Raw genomic sequence first — 21,964 nt, 5'->3', positions numbered from 1 at the left:
GGCCCCTTGCCCTCCTCCGCGCCGGGCGCGTATCACTGGGTAATGCGTTTACAACGCGGTGCCCTTCCCCGGGACGTGCTTCAGGGCCGCGTAGCGGTGGTGACCGGTTCGTCCCGCGGGCTCGGCTTTGCCATGGCACGGGCTCTGGGCCTGCACGGCGCAACGGTGGTGCTGGCGTCCAGGTCGGACGACGGCGTTGCTGCCGCCGTCGGGCGCCTGCGGGCTGAAGGCATCGCGGCGTCAGGACGGCGGTGCGACACCGGAGAGCCAGGGGACGTGGAGGCGCTCCGGGACGAGGCCACCAGCCGGGGGACGTTGGACATCTGGGTCAATAACGCAGGCGTGTCCGGGGTGTTCGGGCCGACGGCGTCCACGCCCGTGGCTGACTTCACGCAAGTGGTGCGAACCAACATTCTGGGGACTTTCCACGGCGCCCGGGTGGCGTTGCCGGTGTTCCTTGCCCAAGGCCACGGCGACCTGGTCAATCTGTACGGCCAGGGCGACCGCGGGCCCGTCGCGCTCCAAAACGCCTATGCCTCCAGCAAGCGGTGGGTCCGCCAGTTCACGGAGACGCTGCAGCTGGAAACCAAAGGCACCGGCGTCCGGGTGCACGGCATGAATCCCGGCCTGGTGCAGACCGATCTCCTGGGGCGGGTGACCTCCCAGCCCGGGTACCAGCACCGCCTCGGCGCCCTGCCGGTGGTCGTCGGGCTGTGGGGCCAGACGGCGGACGATGCCGCATGGCCCATCGTGGACCTGGTGACCTCGGATAAGGCGGAATTCCGGTTCCTGACCAAGCGGAGGCTGGTGACGTACGGGCTGCGCAACGTCCTGCACGGGCGCCTGCGCGACAGGCACCGGATGGCCCTGGACGTCACCGTCCTGGAAGAGCCGCAGCAACCGCTTCCCGGGGTGCGCCCCTCGTACCGGGGCAAGTCCTGACGGAAGTGCTACACGTTCTTTCGCTGACGGGCCAGGAAGCCCTTGACGCGGCCCTGGAACTCAACGGGATCCACTGCAGGCCCCGGTGTTGCCCGACGGCCGGCGTCGGTCACCAGGCCCAGACCCTCGTTGACGGCTGCCTTTGATGCCCGCAGGGACGCCGCCGAAGCTCCCCGCCAATTATCGAGGATCGCTTCCAGCAGCGCATCCGCGTCATCGTCGGGAGCCAGGGTGGTGACCAGGCCCATGGACCAGGCTTGGTGGGCGGTCAGCATACGGCCGCCAAACAGAAGGTCCTTGGTCCGCGACGGGCCTATGCGCAGTGCCATGCGGTTGGCGAAGGTGGCTGGAACCAGCAGTCCGAGGCGCGCCACAGGCATCCCGATGCGGGCCGACGGGGTGAGCAGCTGCAGGTCGCAGGCGAGAGCCAGCTGGCAGCCCCCGCCGGCCGCTACTCCCTCCACAATGGCCACGGTAGGTACTGGCAGGTCCTCGAGCGCCTGCAGGGCGGACTCGATCACATCGAACGTCCGGCTGACCTCCGTGTCCGTCCGGCCCTCCCATTCGCGCACGTCAAAGCCTGAGCAGAACACTCCTCCCCTGCCCCGCACTACCACCGCACGCAGGGACGGGCTGGCTGCCAGCCCATTGACTGCATGCCCCAGCTCCTGCCACTCGGCGTAACCGAGGGCATTGAGCCGTTGCCCGCTGCCAAAGGACAGCGTCGCGACAGCTCCCGCTTCTTCAACACTTACTGACGCCATACGTCGGCTGCCCTTTCCTGCACCCCGGTGGAGACTGATCCGTGGACCACCACCCCGAACACCAGGACGCAGCCGCCGATACGGAGGGTCTGGTGAAGTGAACACTCCAGAACTGCCGGGGACTCCTTGACGCGGGGCGGCCGGACCACGGCGCTGGGCTCGCGGGTGAGGCCCGCGGCATCAAACTCGCTCACGTCGGAACTGAAATTCGTGCCGGTGGCGTTGACCTCCTGGATCAGCGCGGCCGGAGCAAGGTTCACCACGAACTCCCCCGTCGCCTCGATGTTCCGCAAGGAGTCCTTTTCCCCCACTGAGGTGAACTGGATGATCGGAGGGTCCACCGAGGCGACAGTGAAGAACGAGTGGGGCGCGAGGTTGTCCACGCCTGCCGGTGATGTGCTCGACACCCAGGCGATGGGCCGTGGAACAACTACCGAGGTCGGGAACTTGTCGAACTCCCGCGGCCCCAGCTGGCCGGGGTCAAAGTCTGATCGCATTCGTCCTACAGGTTCCTGGGCGTCGCGGCGGCAGCGGCGTCCTTGGCCAGCGCCCCCTTTGCCCTGGGCAGGAAGATCAGGGCAAGCATGGCGATGATGCAGCAGAGGATGATGTAGAGCGAGATCGACGTCGAGTTGCCGTAGTTTGCCAGCAACGCCGCCGCAATCAGGGGCGCGGGACCACCGGCGATCACGCTGGCCAGCTGGTATCCCAGTCCGGCACCCGTGTAACGGATGTCCGTGTCGAAGCTTTCGGCGATCAGGGCAGCCTGCGGGCCGTACTGGATGTCGTGCAGGATCAGGCTGACCACCACCGCAACGCCGACCCACAGTGCGTCCCGGGTGTTCAGCAGCCCAAAGTAGGGAAATGCAAACAGCGCCGTGAGCACGATGCCGGTTCCGTAGACGCGCCGGCGGCCGAAACGGTCTGAAAGGCGCCCGAAGAGGGGCACGCTGATCAGCCCCAAGGCTGCTGCAATCAGCGTGTCATCGAGGATGGAGTTGCTGTCCAGCTTCAGCTGCTTGGTGGCGTACGTGATCACGAAGGTAATGAACAGGTAGAAAGGTGCCTGTTCCGAAGTGCGCACCAGTGCGGAGAGCAGGATCTCCTTGGGCTGCCTCCGGATCACCTCGATGATCGGAGCCCTTACCACCTTGTTGGACTGCCGGACGGCGTCGAACTCGGGGCTTTCAATGACGCGCAGGCGAACGAACAGGCCTACACCGATCAGGATGATGCTCAGAATGAAGGGGATCCGCCAGCCATAGGCGACAAATCCCTCAGCGCCGGTGGCGGCAGTAGTCAGCCGGACGACGCCGGTGGACAGGACCAATCCCAGCGGCACCCCGATCTGCGGCCAGGAAGCGGACAGGCCCCGCCGGGCCTGGTCGCCCCATTCCATGCTCAGCAGGACCGACCCGCCCCACTCGCCGCCAACGCCGATGCCCTGGATGATGCGGAGCAGTACCAGCAGGACCGGCGCGGCGACGCCGATGCTTTGGTACGTCGGGAGGCAGCCAATCAGCACGGTTCCGAAGGCCATGAGGAAAAGCGTGGCCATGAGCGTTGTCTTGCGGCCGATCCGGTCACCGAAGTGGCCGAAGATGGCCGCACCGATGGGCCTGGCCACAAAGCCGACAAACTGTGTGCCGAAAGCTGCAAGCACACCGGCGAAGGCCACTTGGCCCGGGAAGAACAACTGGGGAAACACCAGGGCAGCGGCAGTTCCATAAAGGAAAAAGTCGTACCACTCGATCGTTGTACCCACGACACTTGCCACGGTGGCCCGCCTTACGGCCTGCTCCCGGGTCACTCCTTGAATACTCATCATCACTCCATTGGTCAGATGTAGTAGGGCGCCGGCCTGGCTTCAAAATCGGACAGATGGGGGTTCCGAAATCAGGCCCACTGGACCCGCAATGCGGTTCTCCAACCCATGGTGCGGGTCCTCGTTGCCTATGTCAACGATTAACTTCACCTGGCGCGGCGCCATAGAATAACCACTCACACCCCGGAAGATCGCTGAGATAAGGGACAAAGGCGTTGGCGTCAGAGCGAAGCAGCGGATCCGCGCAGCCCCTCCTGGTGCTGCGCAAAGTCAGCGAGATCCTGAACTGCTTTTCCATTGAGTTCCCGGAACCTACGCTCCAGCAAATCGTCCGGCAGACGGGGCTGCCGTCGAGTACATGCCAGCGGCTGGTGCAGAACATGGTGCGGGAAGGGTTCCTTGACCGCGACGGAGACCGCTACCGGATCGGGTTGCGCCTGGTCCAGTGGGCCACCCCCGGCACCTTCGGCCTGGATGTGGTCCGTTTGGTCCATCCCTTCCTCCAGGAACTGCGCGACAAGACCGGAGAGACGGCCTGCCTGTACATGCGTGACGGCGCCTTCCGCACTGTGGTTGCGGTGGCCGAAACCCGTCACGTGGTGATGCGGCCCTTCCTGGTGGGGCAGGTCATGCCGATGCATGCCGGGGCGCCGGGAAAGATCTTCCTTGCCTTCGATCCCGAAGCCCGTGAGGCAATCCAGGACACGGAGCTGACCAGCTACACCTCGGCGACCCCGGATACGTGGGAGAAACTCGACAGCCAGGTCAGCGAGGCGAAAGCTGCGGGCTTCTACGCAGCCTTTGGGGAGCGGAACTCAGACGTGGGCTCCATCAGCGCCCCGGTCTTCAACCACGCCGGGCGCCTCGCTGCAGTCCTGGGCGTCGGTTTTCCCACCCAGCGCGTAAGTCCGGACGACGTCGGGCGGCTGGGTCCGGCGGTCGCGGACGCCGCGAGGGCGGCCAGCGCTGCCCTCGGCTACCTGGAGAAAAGCCTTCCCTCCTGACCTGGTCCCGCCCCGGTTGCCGGACCCGACAACGGACGCCAGGTGCCGTCGTCGTTAGCCATTTTCCGTTGCCGCAGGCAAATGTCGGCCCAGCTCTGGACTCCTGCGCGGGGCCGAATCAAACTGTCTACAACAGCTGGCCGGAAACGCCTGAATCGAGGGCACTTCAGCGGTGCGGTAAAAGGACGGCTGCACTTATTGGGGCTTGACCGTGATGCCTGTTCACGGCATTGAAAGGATCTGGTTATGCCGGACTTTGCACCGTTCTTCCCGCTTATTGCCATTGTTTTGGGGGTTCTTTTTGCCATCGCCTTTATCTGGGTGGCCACCAAGCTGATGTGGAAAGTAGCTGAACCGAATGAGGCCCTCATCATCTCCGGACTGACGCGCGGAACGCTGGAAACCCGGGAAGGAATGGACTTCAAGATTGTCACCGGCAAAGGCGCCTTGGTCCTACCCGGCCTCCAGACGGTGCGGCCGCTGTCGCTGACGTTGAATGAAACCGAGCTCAAGGTTTCCTGCGTTACGTCCCAGGGCATCCAGGTCGTCGTGGAGGGCGTGGTTATTTACAAAATCGGTGATGCCCCGCCATTTATCGCCAATGCGGCCCGCCGTTTCCTGGGCCAGCAGCCAAAAATGGAAAGCCAGGTCTATAACGTCTTCGAGGGCCATCTGCGCTCCATCATCGGCAGCATGACGGTGGAGGAGATCATCCGTGAGCGGGACAAGCTCGCTTCCCAGGTCCGCAGCGCCAGTGGCGTGGAGATGGAGAAGCTGGGCCTGGTGGTGGACTCCCTGCAGATCAAGGACCTCCAGGACCCAACGGGCTACATCCAGAACATCGCCAAGCCGCATATCGCCCAGGTGAAGATGGAGGCCCGGATTGCGGAGGCCACACGTAACCGGGAAGCGGCGGAGAAGGAGGCAGAGGCGGCAGCGTTGATTGCGGACGCGCAGAGTGCTTCCGCAATCAGGCAGTCCGTGGCGCAGGCCAACGCCGAGCGCGCCAGGGCAAACGCTTCCCAGGCCGGCCCGCTGGCCGAAGCGACGGCACGGCAGCAGGTGGTGGTCCAGGAAACGGAGGTGGCCAAGCTCGAGGCCGACCGCGAAGAGCAGAAGCTCCAAACCATTGTCAGGAAGCCGGCGGACGCCAAGGCCTATGCCACAAGGACCGAAGCGGAGGGCAAGAAGGCTGCGGACATCAGCGCCGCGGAGGCATTGGCCCGCCGAACGGAACTGGAAGCCCAGGCCAACGCACGGCGGACGGAGCTGCTGGCCCAGGCCAATGCCACCGCAGCCGCTGCCACTGCCGGTGCCACCAAGGTCACCGGCGAAGCCGAAGCCGCCGCCACCAGGGCCAAGGGTGATGCCGCGGCCTCCGCGATCAAGGCCAAGGCACTGGCCGAGGCGGACGGCATCAAGGCGCGCGCCGAAGCACTGGGCACCAACCAGGACGCAGTCATATCCCAGCAGCTTGCCGAGAACATGCCCGCCATCATCGCCGCGGCGGCGGAACCTTTCTCCCATGTCGGCAACATGACAGTCCTGAACGGCGGAGAGGGCGTCAACCAGATGCTGGGCGGAATCCTGGCCCAGGCCGGCGACTACCTCCCCGCCCTCGCGTCCGCGCTGCGCAAGGGTGAAGACGCCAAGCGCCCCGCGCGGGCACAGGGCTCCTAGCGGGTTTGGGGAACACTGGATGCGCAAAAACGTTGACCGCAGCCTGACTGGAAAGATTGGCCGGGTGACCGGGCGGGTTGGCCCGGGCACCATCGGCGAAGTCATGCTGCCCTATCTCGGCGGCATCATGGCCTTCCACGCCCACCCGTTCGACAAAGCCAGCGACTTTCCGGTGGGCGCTGAAGTGCTGGTGATCTACTTCGACCCTCCGCAAACGGTGTATGTGGATGAACTGCCGGACGTGCTCAGGCACTAAGTTGGGGCGCTCCCCCGGACCTGTCGTGGCTCGCTACCGGCCGCCCTCCATCTTGCGGCTGCGCTGCTCCTGGGCCATCGGCCCGTAGGGGTAGACGCCGGTTTCGGGCTGGCTGGCCTGAGTGAGCCGGGAGATTTCCTCGGCGGTGAGTTCCAGTTCGGCGGCGGCCAAGTTGTCCGCCAGCTGCTCCGTGGTGCGGGCGCCCAGGATCACCGAGGTCACTGCAGGCCGGTCCGCCAGCCACGCCAGCGCCACCTGGGAATGGCTGACACCGTGGGCAGAAGCAATGTCCGCAACGGCGTCGAGAACTGCCCACGTCCGCGGGTTCTCGTTGCGCGCCTTCCAGGCCTCCATGCCGCGTTCGGGGTTTTCGCCGAGTCGGGTTGCACCGGACGGGCGCTGGTCCCGCTGGTACTTGCCGGACAGCCAGCCGCCGCCCAGCGGTGACCAGGGCAGCAGGCCGATACCGGCGTCGAGCGCGGCCGGAACGATCTCGAACTCGATGTCCCGGACCAACAGGCTGTACTGCGGCTGGAGGCTTATGGGCGGGTTCCAGCCTTGGCTACGGGCCACATGGACGGCCTTGGTGAGCTGCCAGCCCAGGAAATTGGAGAAACCGTAGTAGGCGATTTTTCCGCTTGCCACGGCGTCGTCCAGGAAGCGGAGGGTTTCCTCCAGCGGGGTGATCGGGTCCCATGCGTGCATCTGGTAGAGATCGATCTGTTCCACGCAAAGGCGGCGGAGGGAATTATCCAGGGCCCGCGCCAGGCGACGGCGGGACGTCCCGACGTCGTTCGGTGCCGTCCCCATGGGGAAGCGCCCCTTGGTGGCGACCACGGCGCTGTCCCTGGCCTCGGGCCGTTTGGCCAGCCACCGTCCGATGATTTCCTCCGACACTCCGGCGCTGTACACGTCCGCGGTGTCAATGAAGTTGCCGCCGCGCTCGAAGTAGCTGTCCAGGATGGCATGGGAGGTTTCCTCTGTCGCCTCTGCGCCGAAGGTCATGGTGCCCAGCGCATAGCTGGTGACGATGGTGCCGCTGTTTCCTAGGGTTCGGTACTGCATGGGTGTCCTCGCGATCAGTTGGTGTCGGGCGGAAAGGTGCGGGCGGCCGCGTCCGTGGTGGTGGTGCGGATCCGGTACAGGCTGGTGGTTGCGGTGAGGTAGAGGTCCTTCCCGTCGGGGCCGCCAAAGCACAGGTTGGACACGGTTTCCGGCACGGCGATGGTCTCCAGGAGATCGAAGGACGGCGAATAGACGCGGACCGAAGGGCCGGCTGAAGTCCAGATCCTGCCTTCGACGTCGATCCTCAAGCCGTCCGCCGGGTACCCGTCTTCCAATTCCAAAGTGCCTGTCCGGGGTCCGCAGGTACCATCGCCAACACTGTAGCTGGCGATTCGCAGGGGGACGCCGTAACGGGGACCGGCGGTGTCGGCGACGTAGAGAACCGTCTCGTCAGGTGAGAAGGCCAGCCCGTTGGGGTGCACCAGGTCCGTGATGACAGCACTGAGTCTCCCCGTGGCCGGATCGAAGCGGAAGACGTTGCAGCCGCCGTATTCCTGCTCACCCTCGTGCCCCTCCTTCGTCCCCGGAAGAATGCCGTACGGCGGGTCGGTGAACCAGATGCTGGAGTCACGAGCCACCACCACATCGTTGGGCGAGTTCAGCCGGCGGCCCTCGAAGGAGTCCACCAGGCCCGTCACGGTCCCTTCACTGTCCCGCTCCACCCGGCGCCGGCCGTGGCTGCACTGCACCACGTTCCCGTCGGCGTCGAGGGTGCGGCCGTTGGTGTATTCGACGCCGACGGCATACTCCCGGGTGGCACCGCTGGCCGGGCTGAATTCCAGGATGCGGTCATTCGGGATGTCACTCCAGCGCACCGTCCGCGACGAAGGAACCCACAGAGGTCCTTCGGCCCAGACCGAGCCCGTGAAAAGGCACTCAAGTGAGCCGGTCGTGAAGTCGCTAACCATTGGAGCTCCTTTGCGGTCCAGGGTTCCGCCGCGGCGTGCCCGGACACGACAGGCCCCGGCGGCGGCACAGGCACCACCCTAGCCGCAAGCATCGTAACGGCGACCTTACCGCGCCGGATCCTGCAGGATATGTTTCAGATACAATCGGCTGTCGGCGAGCCTCACTCGCCTCGATTCCCCCTGCAGGGCGGAGATTGACAGCGTTGTACGGAGGGAAAGCAATGAGGCACGCCGCGGTTAAGCGACGCCGGGGGCACGTCCGGGCCGGCCATGGCCCCAGGCCGGACATCCAGGGCCTCCGGGCGCTGGCCGTGGGGATCGTGGTGATCTACCATCTTCGCCCGGAAGCCCTCCCGGGCGGATTCGTAGGAGTCGACGTGTTCTTCGTCGTCTCGGGCTTCCTCATCATCGGCTCCCTTGCAAGGGAAGCCGCCAGAAACGCGTCCATCTCCGTCCTCGATTTCTACACCCGGCGCATCCGGAGGCTGTTCCCGGCGTCGGCAGTTGTTTTGGTCGCAGTCCTGGCCGGCGCTGTCCTGCTGCTTGCCCCCAGCCGCTGGCAGAACATCTCCTCCGATGTCCTGTTTTCGCTGCTCCAGGTACAAAACTGGCACCAGGCTCTTTCCGCCGTTTCCTATGCGGGTGCCACGCAGGAAGTGTCTCCCCTGCAGCACTTCTGGTCCCTCGCCGTCGAGGAGCAGTTCTACCTCGTCATCCCGTTCTTCTTCCTTGGCCTGGTCGCCGCCGCCCACGCTGCAGGGCAAAAGGCCGGCCGGTTCATTGTCCCGGCCTTATCCGTAACTGCCTTGGCATCGTTCATTTACAGCATCTACCTGAGCGGCCACGAGCACACCATCGCGTACTTTGCCACCACCACCAGGATCTGGGAACTCGCCGTCGGCGGACTCGCTGCCCTACTCCCGCCCCTGCTGAAGGGCTCCGCCCGCCTTGCCGCACTCAGCGGCTGGCTGGGCGTCTCCGCCATCGTTGTGCCCGCCTTCCTCTTCAGCACCGATATGGCCTTCCCGGGCAGCATCGCCGCCATTCCAGTGCTGGGCACCGCCATCCTGCTGCGTACGGGCACCCTGTCAACAGCCGTTCCGTGGTCCGCCTCCCGGTTCCTTGGCGTCCGGCCCATGACCTTCGTTGGAGACGTGTCATATTCCCTGTACCTGTGGCACTGGCCGGTCATCGTCTTCGCTGTCGCGCTGTTGGGCCGCACACCGCGCATCAGCGAAGCACTCCTCCTCGCCGTCGTAAGCCTCGCCCTCGCCGCTGCCTCCTACTACCTGGTGGAGCAGCGCTTCCGGCACCACTCCGGACAGGCTGACTGGCGCACGTACCGCCGGGTCTACGCCATGGCCCTTTGCGTGGCGCTGGTGGTGTCTGCGGCAGCGTGGGCGCCTTGGCAGGTCATCGAGTTCAAGCGCGCACAGTTGTCCACCGAACTGTCCGATCACGATTACCCCGGTGCGCAGGCGTGGTCTGCCCGTCCTGCGGCCGTCCCCGCCGGCCTGCCCGTCCGCCCTGACCCCTCAGTTGCCATGCAGGACGTGCCGGCCACGAGCGTCGGGGCCTGCGGCGTGTACGACCCCGCCCTGGTGCCCGACACGGATTGCTGGTTCGGTTCAACGGCAGATCATGGTGCCCCGGTTGTCGTGGTTGTCGGGGATTCCCATGCGGGTCAGTTTGTTGACCCCCTCATCGCCGTCTCAAAACATATTCCGCTCAGGATCCACGCCATGGTGCGCAATGGCTGCCCGTTTGCGCTGACGCCGCCACGGTCTGCCGCCACCGTCTACACCAACTGCCCGGCCCAAAACGCTGTAACGGCGGAAAAGATCGCGGCAGCAAAACCTGACCTTGTCCTGGTTGCCGGGATGCGCGAAACGGGGTACCGGAAAGCGCTTGGATGGTCCTGGGGGCCGGACGCCCCGCTGCTGGATGGTTATGTCCAATCCCTTTCCGCCCTGCGCGCTGCCGGGCTCCGCGTCGCCGTCATCGCGGACCTGCCATATCCCCACGGGAACCCGGTGGAATGCGTTCAAAAGCATGCCGACGGCGACGCCTGTGCCACGCCCGCTTCGGAAGCCCTGGCGAGCGGTGAGGACGCGCTTGTGTCGGCAGCCGGACGGATTAACGGCGTCGAAGTTGTGGACCTGTCGAGGTTCTTTTGCCGGGAAGGTCTTTGCCCTGCTGTCATTGGCAACGTTCTGGTCTACCGGGACAACCACATGACGAATACCTTCGCGAAGTCACTTGGGCCGGACCTGGCCGTCGCACTGGGCCTGAGCTAAGGGCGCAAGGGAAGCCCCGGCAGCTCAAGGAGCAGGTGGGGCCGTGGTGGTTCGGACAATCAGCCGGGTCGGCATCTTGAGCTGGGTGGTTTCAGGCGCCTCGCCATTCATGAGCGCCACCACCAAGGCGGCTGCCGAGGCGCCCATACGGCTCATGGGCTGGTGCACCGTGGTAAGCGGTAAGGCGTGCCGGGCTGCTTCCGGAATGTCATCGAAGCCGACTACTGAAAGCTCTCCGGGCACCTGTATTCCAAGCTCCCGCGCCACCGCGATGACAACGATGGCAGAGAGGTCGTTTGCGGCGAAAACGGCAGTGGGGCGGTCGTGCCTGGTGAGGAGGCGGTGAGCTGCCCTACGGGCATATTCGGGGTCGTAGTTCCCGATCTCGACCAGGGTCTGGTCAAAGGGAAGGCCGCCTTCGGACAGGGCCCGGCGGTACCCCGCCTCCCTTGCGATAGCGGAACGCAGGTCGGGGCGGCCGGCGACGAAGCCGATCCGCCGGTGGCCGAGGCCCATCAGAAACCTGGTGGCGTCACGTGCGCCGCCCAGGTTGTCTGATTCCACGGTGGGGAGGTCGGCCCGGCCAGTGTGGGGATCCACGGCCACAATCGGCACGTCCGCAGTGACGTTCACAACCGTCGGGGTCACCATGATCGCGCCGTCGATAAGGGTCCCGCTTAGGCGGCTGAGCGATCGCCGTTCCCATCCCTCGGAGGAGAGCTGGTTCGAACCGCTGTAGGCCAGGAGGTCGTAGCGGGAACCGCTGAGGGCGGAGCCCACGCCCTTCAGGATCTCGGCACTGAAGGGCTCAAAGTCGGCCACCAGCACCCCGATGACGCCCGTCTTGCGGGAGCGCATGCTGCTGGCCACGAGGCTTGACTCATATCCGAGGTCGCGCGCGACCTGTAGGACTCGTTCTACCGTCCCTACCGCGATGCCGTAGCGTCCATTCACTGCTTTGGACACGGTTGAGACTGAGACGCCGGCCGCTTCGGCGACGTCGAGGATGGTTGCACGCCTTCTCACAAGACACGATTCTAGCCATGGAAAATGTTTTCGAAAACGTTTGACGGCCTCTCCGGCCATTGGCAGGCTTTAGTCGTCCGGGGTGCTCCGGATCACTTCTAGCCCCACTGAGCCGGTCATTCACTTATGCCCTGCCAAGGAACGGGCTTCGCTCCTACGCACGTCCCCACGGACGGCTCAACGACGAGAACAGGATGGAATTAGATGAAAGCCAGGAAATTCTTGAGAGGGGCGGCCATTCTGGCCCTGGGGTCCATAGCCCTTAGCGCTTGCGGCGGTCCTTCCGGCAATTCCTCGGACGGCAAGGTGTCTATGACACTTTGGGAGAATTCGACGACGGGTCCCGGCCTGGAATTCTGGAAGTCGGCTGTCGCTGACTTCGAAAAGGCAAACCCGAACGTCACCATCAATGTCCAGGCCATCCAGAACGAGGACCTGGACGGCAAGCTGCAGACTGCCCTCAACTCCGGCGACGCACCTGATATCTTCATGCAGCGCGGCGGCGGCAAGATGACGGCAATGGTCCAGGCCGGACAGTTGATGGACCTGACCGACAAGATTTCGCCTGACACGAAGAAGGTAGTTTCGGCAGGATCCTTCAAGGCCGAAACCTACCAGGACAAGGTCTGGGCGATGCCCATCGCGGTACTTCCCGGCGGCCTCTTCTACAGCCAGGACCTTCTCAAGGCCGCCAACATCACCGGCGCCCCCGCCACGATCAGCGACCTCGAAGCCGACGTCGAAAAACTGAAGGCAAGCGGTGTCGCCCCGGTTGCACTCGGCGCGAAGGACGCATGGCCGGCAGCAATGTGGTTCTACTGGTTCTCGCTGCGCGAATGTGATGCCGCGACGATGCAGAAGACGGCGGACTCGAAGGACTTCTCCGACCCCTGCTGGCTGAAGGCGGCCCAGGACCTGCAGAGCTTTGCTGACAAGAAGCCGTTCAACGACGGATTCCTGACCACCTCCGCCCAGCAGGGCGCAGGCAGCTCAGCAGGCCTGCTTGCCAACCACAAGGCCGGGATGGAACTCATGGGCGCGTGGGATCCGGGCGTCATTGCCTCGCTCACACCGGACCAGAAGCCGCTGAAAGACCTTTCCTGGTACCCCTTCCCCGCAGTCCCCGGCGGAAAGGGCGACCCCGCTGCCATCATGGGCGGTGTTGACGGATTCTCGTGCTCCGTCAATGCGCCCAAGGAATGCGTTGACTTCCTCAACTTCATCGCAAGCACTCCGCAGCAGGTCGCCTACTACAAGGCCTTCAACGCCCCGCCCGTGAACTCCGAAGCGCAGAAGTCCGTCACCGAACCGTACCTGCAGGAAATCCTGAAGGCATACAACGCAGCTCCCTACGTCTCGCAGTGGCTCGACACCGTGCTCGGCCAGAACATCGGCAACGCCCTGAACGTTGCCGTCGTCGACATGCTGGCCGGCAAGAGCGATCCGCAAAAGCTTATCCAGACGGCGAACGACGCCGCCAAGAAGGGCTAAGAGGAAAATCCGTGAGCAACGCCCCCCAGACAACCTCGACCGAGCGTGTGTCGACGGCGGAGCTTGCGCAGCACGATGGGAGCGTCGCCCGCGCGTCGCTCCCATCGAAGCAGCGCCGCCGCCGTACCGCCTGGTCCGGACCTTTGGAGATTGCAATCCTGGCAGGACCGGCGATTGTCTTCTTCGTGGCCTTCGTTATCCTGCCTGTCGCCATGGCTGCGTATTACGGCTTTTACCGCTGGAACGGATACGGGCCACCCACCAACTTCGTCGGGCTGCAGAACTACGTGGTCATCCTGCAGGACCCGGCATTTTTGCAGGCCTTGTCCCACAACGCATTTATCGTCGTGGCATCGCTCGTCCTTCAAGGGCCCGCCGCGATCCTGTTGGCGCTGCTGCTAAACCGCAGGATGCGCGGGCAATCCGTCATTCGCGTCCTGATCTTCGTGCCCTACGTCATCTCAGAGGTGGTCGTGGGTACGGGCTGGAGCCTGATGCTCCAGAACAATGGCGCGCTCAACGGCTGGCTGCGCAACCTGGGGCTCGGCGTCCTGGCCCACGACTGGCTGGCGGATCCCGGCGTGGCCATGTGGACCCTGATGGGCATCCTGACGTGGAAGTACATCGGGTTCGCCGTCATCCTGTTCCTCGCCGGCCTGCAGGGCATCCCCGAAGAGCTTTATGAGGCTGCCTCGCTCGACGGTGCTTCCTATTGGCAGATCCAGCGGCGAATTACGTTGCCGCTGCTGGGTCCGACGCTGCGCATTTGGGCGTTCCTGTCCGTTATTGGCGCCCTGCAGCTGTTCGACCTCGTCTACATCATTTGGGGCCAGTACGTCGCCTCCACTGCCGGTACGTCCACCATGGCCAGCTACATGGTGACGAACGGCCGAAACGCCGGAAACTACGGTTACGGCAACGCTGTCGCCGTCGTGATCTTCATCATCTCCCTCGTCGTCGCCTTGGTGTACCAGCGGTTCGTGCTGCGCCGTGACACCGCAGGCGCCCTGACAGAAAGGAAGGCGCGATGACCGCCGCCATCACCGCCCGGCGTTCCCGTCGGGCTGACCAGCAAAGCCTGCCATGGGGCTCCCCCGTCGTGTACTTCGTTGCGCTTGTGGTCATTGCGCTCATGTTGGCACCGATCGCCTACATCATTTTCGGCGGTTTCCGTACGAATGCGCAGATCACCACTGACCCGGCAGGCCTGCCAAATCCCTGGAACGTGGGCAACTACCTCACTGTCATAGGCGGGGGCGTCTTCTGGCGGCAGGTGCTGAACTCAACCATTGTGGGGGCCGTAACCACCCTGGGCGCGGTCGGCTTGGGCCTGATGGCCAGCTACGTGCTCGCCCGGTACCAGTTCCGGGGTCGCGGCGCGCTGTACTCGCTTTTCGCGGCCGGGCTGATGTTTCCCATCACCGTCGCCATCACACCGCTGTACATTGTGGTGCGCAACCTCGGCCTTATGAACTCCCTGGCCGGCGTCATCCTCCCGCAAATCGCGTTTGCACTCCCCACCACGATCATCATCCTGGTGCCGTTCCTGCGCGCCATCCCGGATGAAATCCAGGAGTCTGCCTTCATCGACGGCTGCAGCCGCCTGGGCTTCTTCTTCCGGATGGTGCTGCGGCTTTCACTTCCGGGTGTGATCACCACCGGCATCCTGGTCTTCATCGGCAGCTGGAACAGCTACCTGCTGCCGCTGTTCATCCTGAACAAGGAAGCCACCTTTACCCTCCCCCTGGGGGTGCAGGCGTTTTCGTCCCAATATTCCACGGATACAGCGCAGGTCCTGGCCTTCACATCCCTGTCCATGATCCCCGCGCTGGTGTTCTTCAGCCTCTTTGAACGGCGCATCGTGGGTGGACTCACCGGCGCCGTCAAGGGCTGACGGCACCCCAATTAAGGAAAAGAAGCATGAGTAATCCTGGCAACAGCCCCACCCTCCCTCCCGTGTCGGAACGGGTCAGCCGGCTCCATGCCCGGATGACCCTCCCGGAAAAGCTGGCCCAACTGGTGGGTTACTGGGTGGACAAATCCGAGGACAAGGTGGCACCGCTTGACGGTGAGTTCGCCGAAGTACCGAGTTACGCTGACGCGACGGCCGAGGGCATCGGACATCTCACCAGGGTGTACGGCACCCGTCCGGTTGAGCCGCTTGAACGCGCGCGGTGGCTGTGGTCGGAACAGCGCAGGCTTCGGGAGCAGACCCGCCTCGGCATTCCCGCGCTGGTGCACGAAGAATGCCTGACCGGGCTGGCAGCCTGGAAGGCGGCCACGTTCCCCACTCCCCTTGCCTGGGGTGCCGCGTTCAACCCCGACCTCGTGGAGGAGTTGGGCGCCGCCATCGGCGACTCGATGCGCGCGCTCGGCATCCACCAGGGCCTGGCGCCGGTGCTGGACGTCATCCGTGACCCGAGGTGGGGCCGGGTGGACGAGTGTATTTCGGAGGACCCGTATGTGGTGGGCACCATCGGTACGGCCTACGTACGGGGCCTGCAGTCAGCGGGGGTGCATGCCACGCTCAAGCACTTCGTCGGTTACTCGGCGTCACAGGCAGGCCGCAATCACGCCCCCGTGCACGTCGGTGCCCGCGAACTCCGGGACGTCCTGCTGCAGCCGTTCGAGATGGCGGTGCGTGACGGGAACGTACGCTCGGTAATGAATTCGTACTCCGAAATCGACGGCGTGCCCGTCGCGGCGGCCCCTGAGTACCTGACGGGCATCCTGCGCGATGAATGGAATTTCGACGGCACCGTGGTCTCCGATTACTTTTCCGTCGCTTTCCTGCACACGATGCACCGGATCGCCGCCGACCGCGGTGAAGCCGCAGAGCTGGCACTGCAGGCCGGCATCGACGTCGAGTTGCCCACCGGTGATGCATTTGTGGGCCCGCTCGCCGAACGGATCCGCAGCGGCCTCTCCGACGAGGTGCTGGTGGATCGCGCGGTGCTGCGTGTGTTGAGCCAGAAAGAAGAACTGGGGCTGCTCGACGAGACGTTCGACTCCCCACCCACAGAAATTGACCTGGACAGCCCGCGCCACCGCAGCCTGGCGTTGCGGCTGGCCGGGGAATCGTTGGTGTTGCTGGCGAATGATGGGGTCCTGCCACTGGAGCGCAACCTGGGAAGCATCGCGGTGCTGGGACCAAATGCCAACGCGGCGGAGGCCCTGATGGGGTGCTACTCGTTCGCCAACCACGTGCTGGCACACCACCCGGAGGTGCCGCTCGGGTTCGACATCGTATCGGTCCTGGAAGCGCTGCGGGACGAATTCCCTGCGGCCGCAGTCGCTTCGGCCCGAGGCTGCGATGTGGACGACGACGACCGCTCGGGCATCCAGGAAGCCGTTGAGACCGCAGCCGGCGCAGACGTTGCCATCGTGGTGGTCGGTGACCGCGCCGGGCTGTTTGGCCGCGGGACTGTAGGAGAGGGCAACGATGTCGAAAGCCTGGAGCTGCCGGGCGTCCAACGTGAACTGGTGGAGGCTGTAGTCCGAACAGGCACACCTACCGTGATGCTCGTACTCTCTGGGCGGCCGTACGCCATCGGATGGGCACTGCAGGGGGCGACTGCCCCGGCCGCAGTGTTGCAGGCCTTCTTTCCAGGAGAAGAAGGCGGACCGGCCGCAGCCGCGGTACTGTCAGGGCGCGCAGCTCCGTCCGGCCACCTGCCGGTCTCGCTGCCGCGCTCAGCGGGGTCGCAGCCGTTCTCGTATCTGCACCCTGTACTCGGAGGCCCGTCAGACGTTACCAGCGCCGACAGCACACCTGTGCTCCCTTTCGGGCACGGCCTGACCTATACGACGTTCGAGCACAGCGGGCTCGAGGTAGCGGACACGGTGTCCGCCGGCGACGCTTTCACGGCAACGGTTACCGTCCGGAACACAGGCGAACGCGCGGGCACCGACCTGGTTCAGCTCTACGCGCACGATACCTACGCCACTGTCACCCGCCCCGTCGCGCAGCTCCTTGCCTACGCTCGAATCTCGCTGGAACCGGGTGAAAGCGGGTTGGTGACTTTCGATGTGCCGACTGCCCGGCTGGCCTTCACCGGCCGGCATGGTGCGCGCATCGTGGAGCCCGGTGACATCGAGCTTTGGGTTGGCCCGTCCTGCGCGGAACGTGAAACCACAGCGGTGTTCACCATCACGGGCCCCGAGCATGTCGTAACGGCCGACGATGCCCGACTGGCCCGGCACAGTGTCGCCGTGCCGGCCCCCTCCCCAACCAGATAGCGCCCAGCAAAGAGACCTGGGCCCGACAGGAAGCCCCCAGTTCCACCCGAGAAAGTTCTGCATATGTACAACGACATGCCCGAAACGGAACTCCGAACCTACAAGAGCTCCCAACTCTGCAACGAGGACTTTGACGCATTCTGGGAGCAGACCCTGCAGGAAACCCGCCAGGCCGGCGGCGAAGTGGTGGTCGAACCGGTGCATGCAGGCCTGGAGACAGTTGATGTGTACGACGTGACCTTCCCCGGCTTCGGAGGGGATCCCATCAAGGCCTGGCTGCGGGCCCCGAAGAATCCAAACGGACCACTGCCCGCGGTAGTCCAGTACGTAGGTTACGGCGGAGGCCGGGGACGTCCCTGGGAGAACCTTTTCTGGGCCTCCGCCGGCTTCGCCCACCTGCAGATGGACACCAGGGGGCAGGGATCCGGCTGGTCGGTCGGCGACACCCCCGATCCGGGCCCCTCGGGCCCGCAGGTTCCGGGCGTCATGACAAAAGGAATCACCAGCAAGGAAACCTACTACTACCGCCGCCTCATCGCTGACGGCGTCCGGGCAGTCGATGCGGTCCGCACCCTCCCCTGGATCGATCCTGGCCGGATCGCTGTGACCGGGGGAAGCCAGGGAGGGGCGATTGCGCTTGCGGTGGGCGCGCTGGTGCCGGACATCTCGGCAGTGGCCGTGACTGTCCCCTTTCTCTGCGACTTCCCAAGGGCAACAGTCATCACGGACGCGTATCCCTTCCGGGAGATCGCGGACTATCTTTCCACCCACCGCAACAACACTGAAGCCGTAGCCGACACCCTCAGCTATTTCGACGGTGTCAACTTCGCTGAAAGGTCAAGGCACCCCGCCCACTTTTCCGTGGCACTCATGGACCCGATTACCCCTCCGTCGACGGTCTTCGCCGCCTACAACGCATACAGCGGCGAGAAGGACATTAAAGTCTGGCCCTTTAACGGACATGAAGCCGGCGGGCCGGACGACGACCAATTGGTACGCCAGTTCCTGGCACCACGACTCGCCGCACCCTCTCACGGCGACAAAATCTCCGCATCTGAAAGATGAAGTCAAACCAGAAACCCAAGGAGTACTACGTGCCTTTTCAACGTTCCCTTTTCATCGGTGCGCTCAGCTTGTGCGCCCTGCTCGCCACTCCAGCCGCTGCCATGGCTGCATCAGGACCACTGGAAGCCGGCGGACCGTCGCAGCAGCGCGATTCTCTCCGCGCACTCGGTGCCAATATCGGATTGCGCATCGGCACTGCGGTCAACACTGACCAACTCGGAAGCAATCCGGCCTACACCGATATCACCGCCGCCCAGTTTTCCACGGTCACACCGGAGAACGTCATGAAATGGGAAGTGGTTGAACCGACCCAAGGCAACTATGACTGGGCTGCCGCTGATCGGCTCGTGGCATTTGCTGAGGCGAACCACCAGTTGGTGCGCGGTCACACCCTGGTTTGGCACAGCCAGCTCCCCAGCTGGCTTACGGCTGCCGCCCCAGGGATGAGTGCGGACCAGCTGAGGCAGGTCCTGCACAAGCATGTCACTGATCAAGTCACGCACTTCAAGGGCAAAATCTGGCAGTGGGATGTCGTCAACGAGGCGTTCAATGAAGACGGCACCCTGCGCAACAGCATCTGGCTGCAGAAGCTGGGGCCAGGCTATATCGCAGATGCCTTCCGTTGGGCGCACGAGGCAGATCCACAGGCCAAGCTCTTTTACAACGACTACAACATCGAATCCACCGGGCCGAAGAGCAACGCCGCCTACGCGCTCGTCAAGGACCTGAAAGCGCAGGGCGTTCCCATCGACGGTGTAGGGTTCCAGACCCACCTGGACACGCAATACCCGCTGCCTGACCTGAAGAACAACCTGCAGAGATTCGCTGACCTTGGCCTGGACGTGGCAGAGACAGAAGTCGACGTGCGTACCACCCTGCCGGTCACACCCGTCGAACAGTCGGCACAAGTGGCCGCATACTCGCAGACGCTCCAGGCCTGCATGGCAGTGAAGGAATGCATCTCCTACACCATATGGGGCTTCGGTGACGCCTACTCGTGGGTGCCCGGAGTCTTCCAGGGCGAAGGCGCAGCGAGCATCTATGACGAGAACCTCCAGCCGAAGCCGCAGTATTACGCCCTTCAGCAGGACTTGCAGCTTTCAGCGGGCGCACCTCACAGGAGCGGCCAAGGAGCGGGCCGGGGCTAAGTCCGGCAGCTGACGGAGCTTTGCCGGGGGGCCGGTGATGCGCAGGCAGACATCGCCGGCCTTCCGGTCAACGACGGCGGCATAGCAAGGAGAAAACACAGTGCTACGAATAGGAATCCTGGGTGCAGCAGGAATTGCGCCCGCTGCAGTCATCCGGCCGGCGGCCCGCCGCTCCGACGTCCAAGTCGTGGCCGTGGCGTCCCGCCGGAAGGAGAGTGCCCGGCAGTTCGCCGATAGCCACAGTATTGACCGCTTCTACGGGGACTACTCCGAAATGCTGGCCGACTCAGAGATAGACCTGGTCTATAACGCACTTCCGCCCTCCGGGCACGCCGAGTGGTCGATTGCGGCCCTGGAGGCCGGCAAGCACGTACTTTGCGAGAAACCGTTCGCAATGAACGCTGAAGAGGCCGCCCAAATGATTGAAGCTGCGCGCTCGACAGGCTACCGGCTCATTGAGGCCTTCCACGACCGTTACCACCCGTTGAGCGCTGAAGTCGATGCCGTCAAGGCTTCAGGCGCGCTCGGCGAGATCACGACGCTGCGGGCGGACTTTTCCGCCTCCAATCCGTTCGATCCGGCCTCGCTGCGGCACGATCCGCAGTTGGGGGGTGGGTCGCTGATGGACCTGGGCTGCTACCCCGTTCACTGGGTGCGTGCGCTTATGGGCGAGGAACCAACGGTGCTTGGGGCGAGGGCGACAGTTAATCCTCTCGGCGCGGACCTCAGCGTCAGCGCCAACCTGCAGTTCCCCTCGGGAGCACAAGCGCTCGTCACCTCGGCAATGGTCGAACAGGCACAGCACCTGAACTCTTCACTTGAGGTAACCGGTACCGGAGGACGGCTGCAGGTCAACAACATGGTCTTCCCCTCCCGGGGCCATTCCATCACCCTTACCACCGAGGGGCTGGACCGCACCTGGACTGTAAGGGGGCTCGAGACGTATGACCACCAACTCGAAGCTGTCGTCACTGCCCTTCAAACGGGCAGCGAACTGCCCACGGAGGGGTCCGACTGCCTGGCGAACATGAGCATCATTGACGCAATCTACCGCGCCGCCGGGGTTGCCCGCTGAGGCCCGCCGTAGCTTGGCACGGTCCGCGGGGCACTGTTCAAGCCCGGTTGGGCCCTTCGCCCCTATAGCCGGGGTTTGCCTCGGGAAAGACTTGATACATGCAGTCCGCCGGCGCAGGGAGTGGGGTGTCATGTCGGGAACAAACCTGAGTGGAAGGGCCCATGTTCTGCCGCGGTTTGCCTGGCCGGTGTTCCTCGTCGGCGCGATACTGCTGCTGTCCCTGGGGAACCCCGCGGTGTACGGGGTTGGCGTTCCAGTTGCCGCGCTGGTTTTCGCACTCGTTTTGCCCACGTCCCGGCCCCGCTGGGCCGGACATCCGGACTGGCCTGACATCGGTGCCGTTGCCGCACTCTACCTGGGCGTCGTGGCCCTCTTTTGGCTGGCTTTCAGGGTGTTCACCCAGGGAAATACCCTGGGGCTGTTCCTGTCATTCGCGGCCGGCATGCTCCTCGGTGTCCTCGGCCCCATCGGGTACAACACCTGGATCCGGCGGAGGTCCCTGGCCGCGCTAGGGATCAGCCGCAGAAACCTGGGCCAGGCATTCGCCCTGGGACTCGCCCTCGCAGCGGTGCAGTTCGTCATCACGCTTTGGGGGTACCCGCTTCCGCGCCCCGTCGACTGGGTGCCTCTGGCAGCCCTAGCCATCACCGTGGGTTTCTTCGAAGCAGTCTTCTTCCGGGGCTTCATCCAGGCGCGCCTGGAAGCCAGCTTCGGCCCGATCGCGGGCGTGGCCGGCGCCGCCGCACTGTACGCGGCCTACCACGTCGGCTATGGCATGACAGGGTCCGAGATGCTCTTCCTTTTCGGCCTCGGTGTGGTCTACGCGGTTGCGTTCAGCGTCGCCCGGAACCTGATCGTCCTCTGGCCCCTGCTGGTCCCCCTCGGTTCCTTTTACAGCAACCTGCGCGGAGGTTCGATCCGGATGCCGTGGGAGGCGATCCTGGGTTTCGCGGACGTACTGGGCCTGATGGTGGCGGCTGTTTGGTTCGCCGCGCGGCATGAGCGCCGGTCCGGCTTGGCTGGAGTGCGGGGGCCAGGGATGACAAAGCAAAGGGCAAGAACGTACGACGCCGGGAGTAATGACCCAGGGGCAGGCTTTGATTAAGATCGAGGTTCTACGGTCATTCAATTGGGGGCTTGGCACTCTTCGTTCCCGCCAGCAGCGTGAGGCACAGGGCG

Annotated in this window: 19 protein-coding genes; 13 read left to right on the top strand and 6 right to left on the bottom strand. The window is 64.5% G+C overall.

Features of this window, described 5'->3' with window-relative positions; genetic code table 11:
* Nucleotides 1–42: 42 nt before the first annotated feature.
* Nucleotides 43–942: an SDR family oxidoreductase gene (locus tag LFT49_RS09745; protein WP_237430376.1), complete on the top strand. Its 900-nt coding sequence runs from the start codon at nucleotides 43–45 to the stop codon at nucleotides 940–942.
* A gap of 8 nt (nucleotides 943–950) precedes the next feature.
* Here the strand turns inward: LFT49_RS09745 and LFT49_RS09740 are convergent, their stop codons facing one another.
* From LFT49_RS09740 to LFT49_RS09730, 3 genes are read right to left on the bottom strand one after another with little or no spacing between them, the layout of a single operon-like run.
* On the bottom strand, nucleotides 951–1,706 hold the full coding sequence (locus LFT49_RS09740) for an enoyl-CoA hydratase/isomerase family protein (protein WP_236802537.1): 756 nt from the start codon (nucleotides 1,704–1,706) through the stop codon (nucleotides 951–953).
* Nucleotides 1,694–2,203, bottom strand: a complete 510-nt coding sequence (locus LFT49_RS09735) for a flavin reductase family protein (protein WP_237430375.1) — start codon at nucleotides 2,201–2,203, stop codon at nucleotides 1,694–1,696. The genes LFT49_RS09740 and LFT49_RS09735 overlap by 13 nt, the downstream gene beginning before the upstream one ends.
* Nucleotides 2,204–2,208: 5 nt before the next feature.
* Complete coding sequence (locus LFT49_RS09730) at nucleotides 2,209–3,531, bottom strand: MFS transporter (RefSeq protein ID WP_236802535.1); 1,323 nt, start codon at nucleotides 3,529–3,531, stop codon at nucleotides 2,209–2,211.
* 215 nt (nucleotides 3,532–3,746) lie between these two features.
* Between LFT49_RS09730 and LFT49_RS09725 the strand changes: the two genes are divergently transcribed.
* The 3 genes from LFT49_RS09725 to LFT49_RS09715 all read left to right on the top strand — a co-directional run bounded on the left by LFT49_RS09725 (nucleotide 3,747) and on the right by LFT49_RS09715 (nucleotide 6,471).
* Nucleotides 3,747–4,535, top strand: coding sequence for an IclR family transcriptional regulator (locus tag LFT49_RS09725; RefSeq protein WP_237430374.1), 789 nt, complete (start codon nucleotides 3,747–3,749; stop codon nucleotides 4,533–4,535).
* Nucleotides 4,536–4,781: 246 nt separating this feature from the next.
* On the top strand, nucleotides 4,782–6,215 hold the full coding sequence (locus tag LFT49_RS09720; protein ID WP_236802533.1) for a flotillin family protein: 1,434 nt from the start codon (nucleotides 4,782–4,784) through the stop codon (nucleotides 6,213–6,215).
* Between the two features lie 19 nt (nucleotides 6,216–6,234).
* The gene (locus LFT49_RS09715; protein ID WP_237430373.1) at nucleotides 6,235–6,471 is read left to right on the top strand and encodes a hypothetical protein; all 237 of its coding nucleotides are present in this window, start codon (nucleotides 6,235–6,237) and stop codon (nucleotides 6,469–6,471) included.
* Between the two features lie 33 nt (nucleotides 6,472–6,504).
* On the opposite strand, the gene LFT49_RS09710 is transcribed toward LFT49_RS09715, so the two are convergent.
* Together LFT49_RS09710 and LFT49_RS09705 are read right to left on the bottom strand one after the other, a co-directional pair.
* Nucleotides 6,505–7,536, bottom strand: a complete 1,032-nt coding sequence (locus LFT49_RS09710) for an aldo/keto reductase (protein WP_237430372.1) — start codon at nucleotides 7,534–7,536, stop codon at nucleotides 6,505–6,507.
* 14 nt (nucleotides 7,537–7,550) lie between these two features.
* Nucleotides 7,551–8,444, bottom strand: a complete 894-nt coding sequence (locus tag LFT49_RS09705) for an SMP-30/gluconolactonase/LRE family protein (protein ID WP_237430371.1) — start codon at nucleotides 8,442–8,444, stop codon at nucleotides 7,551–7,553.
* 221 nt (nucleotides 8,445–8,665) lie between these two features.
* Here LFT49_RS09705 and LFT49_RS09700 point away from each other — a divergent pair, with 221 nt between their 5' ends.
* Nucleotides 8,666–10,741, top strand: a complete 2,076-nt coding sequence (locus LFT49_RS09700) for an acyltransferase family protein (RefSeq protein WP_237430370.1) — start codon at nucleotides 8,666–8,668, stop codon at nucleotides 10,739–10,741.
* Nucleotides 10,742–10,765: 24 nt separating this feature from the next.
* Here the strand turns inward: LFT49_RS09700 and LFT49_RS09695 are convergent, their stop codons facing one another.
* Nucleotides 10,766–11,767 (bottom strand): LacI family DNA-binding transcriptional regulator, encoded by a 1,002-nt coding sequence (locus tag LFT49_RS09695; protein ID WP_237430369.1) that lies wholly within the window; start codon nucleotides 11,765–11,767, stop codon nucleotides 10,766–10,768.
* A 204-nt stretch (nucleotides 11,768–11,971) separates the two neighbouring features.
* Here LFT49_RS09695 and LFT49_RS09690 point away from each other — a divergent pair, with 204 nt between their 5' ends.
* From LFT49_RS09690 to LFT49_RS09655, 8 genes are all read left to right on the top strand, one after another.
* Nucleotides 11,972–13,258 (top strand): ABC transporter substrate-binding protein, encoded by a 1,287-nt coding sequence (locus tag LFT49_RS09690; RefSeq protein WP_236802527.1) that lies wholly within the window; start codon nucleotides 11,972–11,974, stop codon nucleotides 13,256–13,258.
* Nucleotides 13,259–13,269: 11 nt separating this feature from the next.
* A complete protein-coding gene (locus LFT49_RS09685) occupies nucleotides 13,270–14,289 on the top strand; it encodes a carbohydrate ABC transporter permease (protein WP_442863732.1) in 1,020 nt (339 codons plus the stop codon).
* Nucleotides 14,286–15,152: a carbohydrate ABC transporter permease gene (locus LFT49_RS09680; protein WP_236802526.1), complete on the top strand. Its 867-nt coding sequence runs from the start codon at nucleotides 14,286–14,288 to the stop codon at nucleotides 15,150–15,152. The genes LFT49_RS09685 and LFT49_RS09680 overlap by 4 nt, the downstream gene beginning before the upstream one ends.
* A gap of 26 nt (nucleotides 15,153–15,178) precedes the next feature.
* Entirely contained in the window at nucleotides 15,179–17,497 is a 2,319-nt protein-coding gene (locus LFT49_RS09675) for a beta-glucosidase (protein ID WP_237430368.1), read from the top strand.
* A 63-nt stretch (nucleotides 17,498–17,560) separates the two neighbouring features.
* Nucleotides 17,561–18,562, top strand: coding sequence for an acetylxylan esterase (locus LFT49_RS09670; RefSeq protein ID WP_237430367.1), 1,002 nt, complete (start codon nucleotides 17,561–17,563; stop codon nucleotides 18,560–18,562).
* A 29-nt stretch (nucleotides 18,563–18,591) separates the two neighbouring features.
* Nucleotides 18,592–19,710 (top strand): endo-1,4-beta-xylanase, encoded by a 1,119-nt coding sequence (locus tag LFT49_RS09665; protein WP_237430366.1) that lies wholly within the window; start codon nucleotides 18,592–18,594, stop codon nucleotides 19,708–19,710.
* A 100-nt stretch (nucleotides 19,711–19,810) separates the two neighbouring features.
* The gene (locus LFT49_RS09660) at nucleotides 19,811–20,785 is read left to right on the top strand and encodes a Gfo/Idh/MocA family protein (RefSeq protein WP_237430365.1); all 975 of its coding nucleotides are present in this window, start codon (nucleotides 19,811–19,813) and stop codon (nucleotides 20,783–20,785) included.
* Between the two features lie 130 nt (nucleotides 20,786–20,915).
* Nucleotides 20,916–21,890, top strand: a complete 975-nt coding sequence (locus LFT49_RS09655) for a CPBP family intramembrane glutamic endopeptidase (RefSeq protein WP_237430364.1) — start codon at nucleotides 20,916–20,918, stop codon at nucleotides 21,888–21,890.
* The last annotated feature ends 74 nt before the right edge of the window (nucleotides 21,891–21,964 follow it).

Origin of the sequence: Arthrobacter sp. FW306-06-A, assembly GCF_021870055.1 — a bacterium.
Taxonomy (GTDB): domain Bacteria; phylum Actinomycetota; class Actinomycetes; order Actinomycetales; family Micrococcaceae; genus Arthrobacter.
Note: the sequence above shows the minus strand (reverse complement) of the source record. Positions and strands in the feature narration are given on the sequence as shown.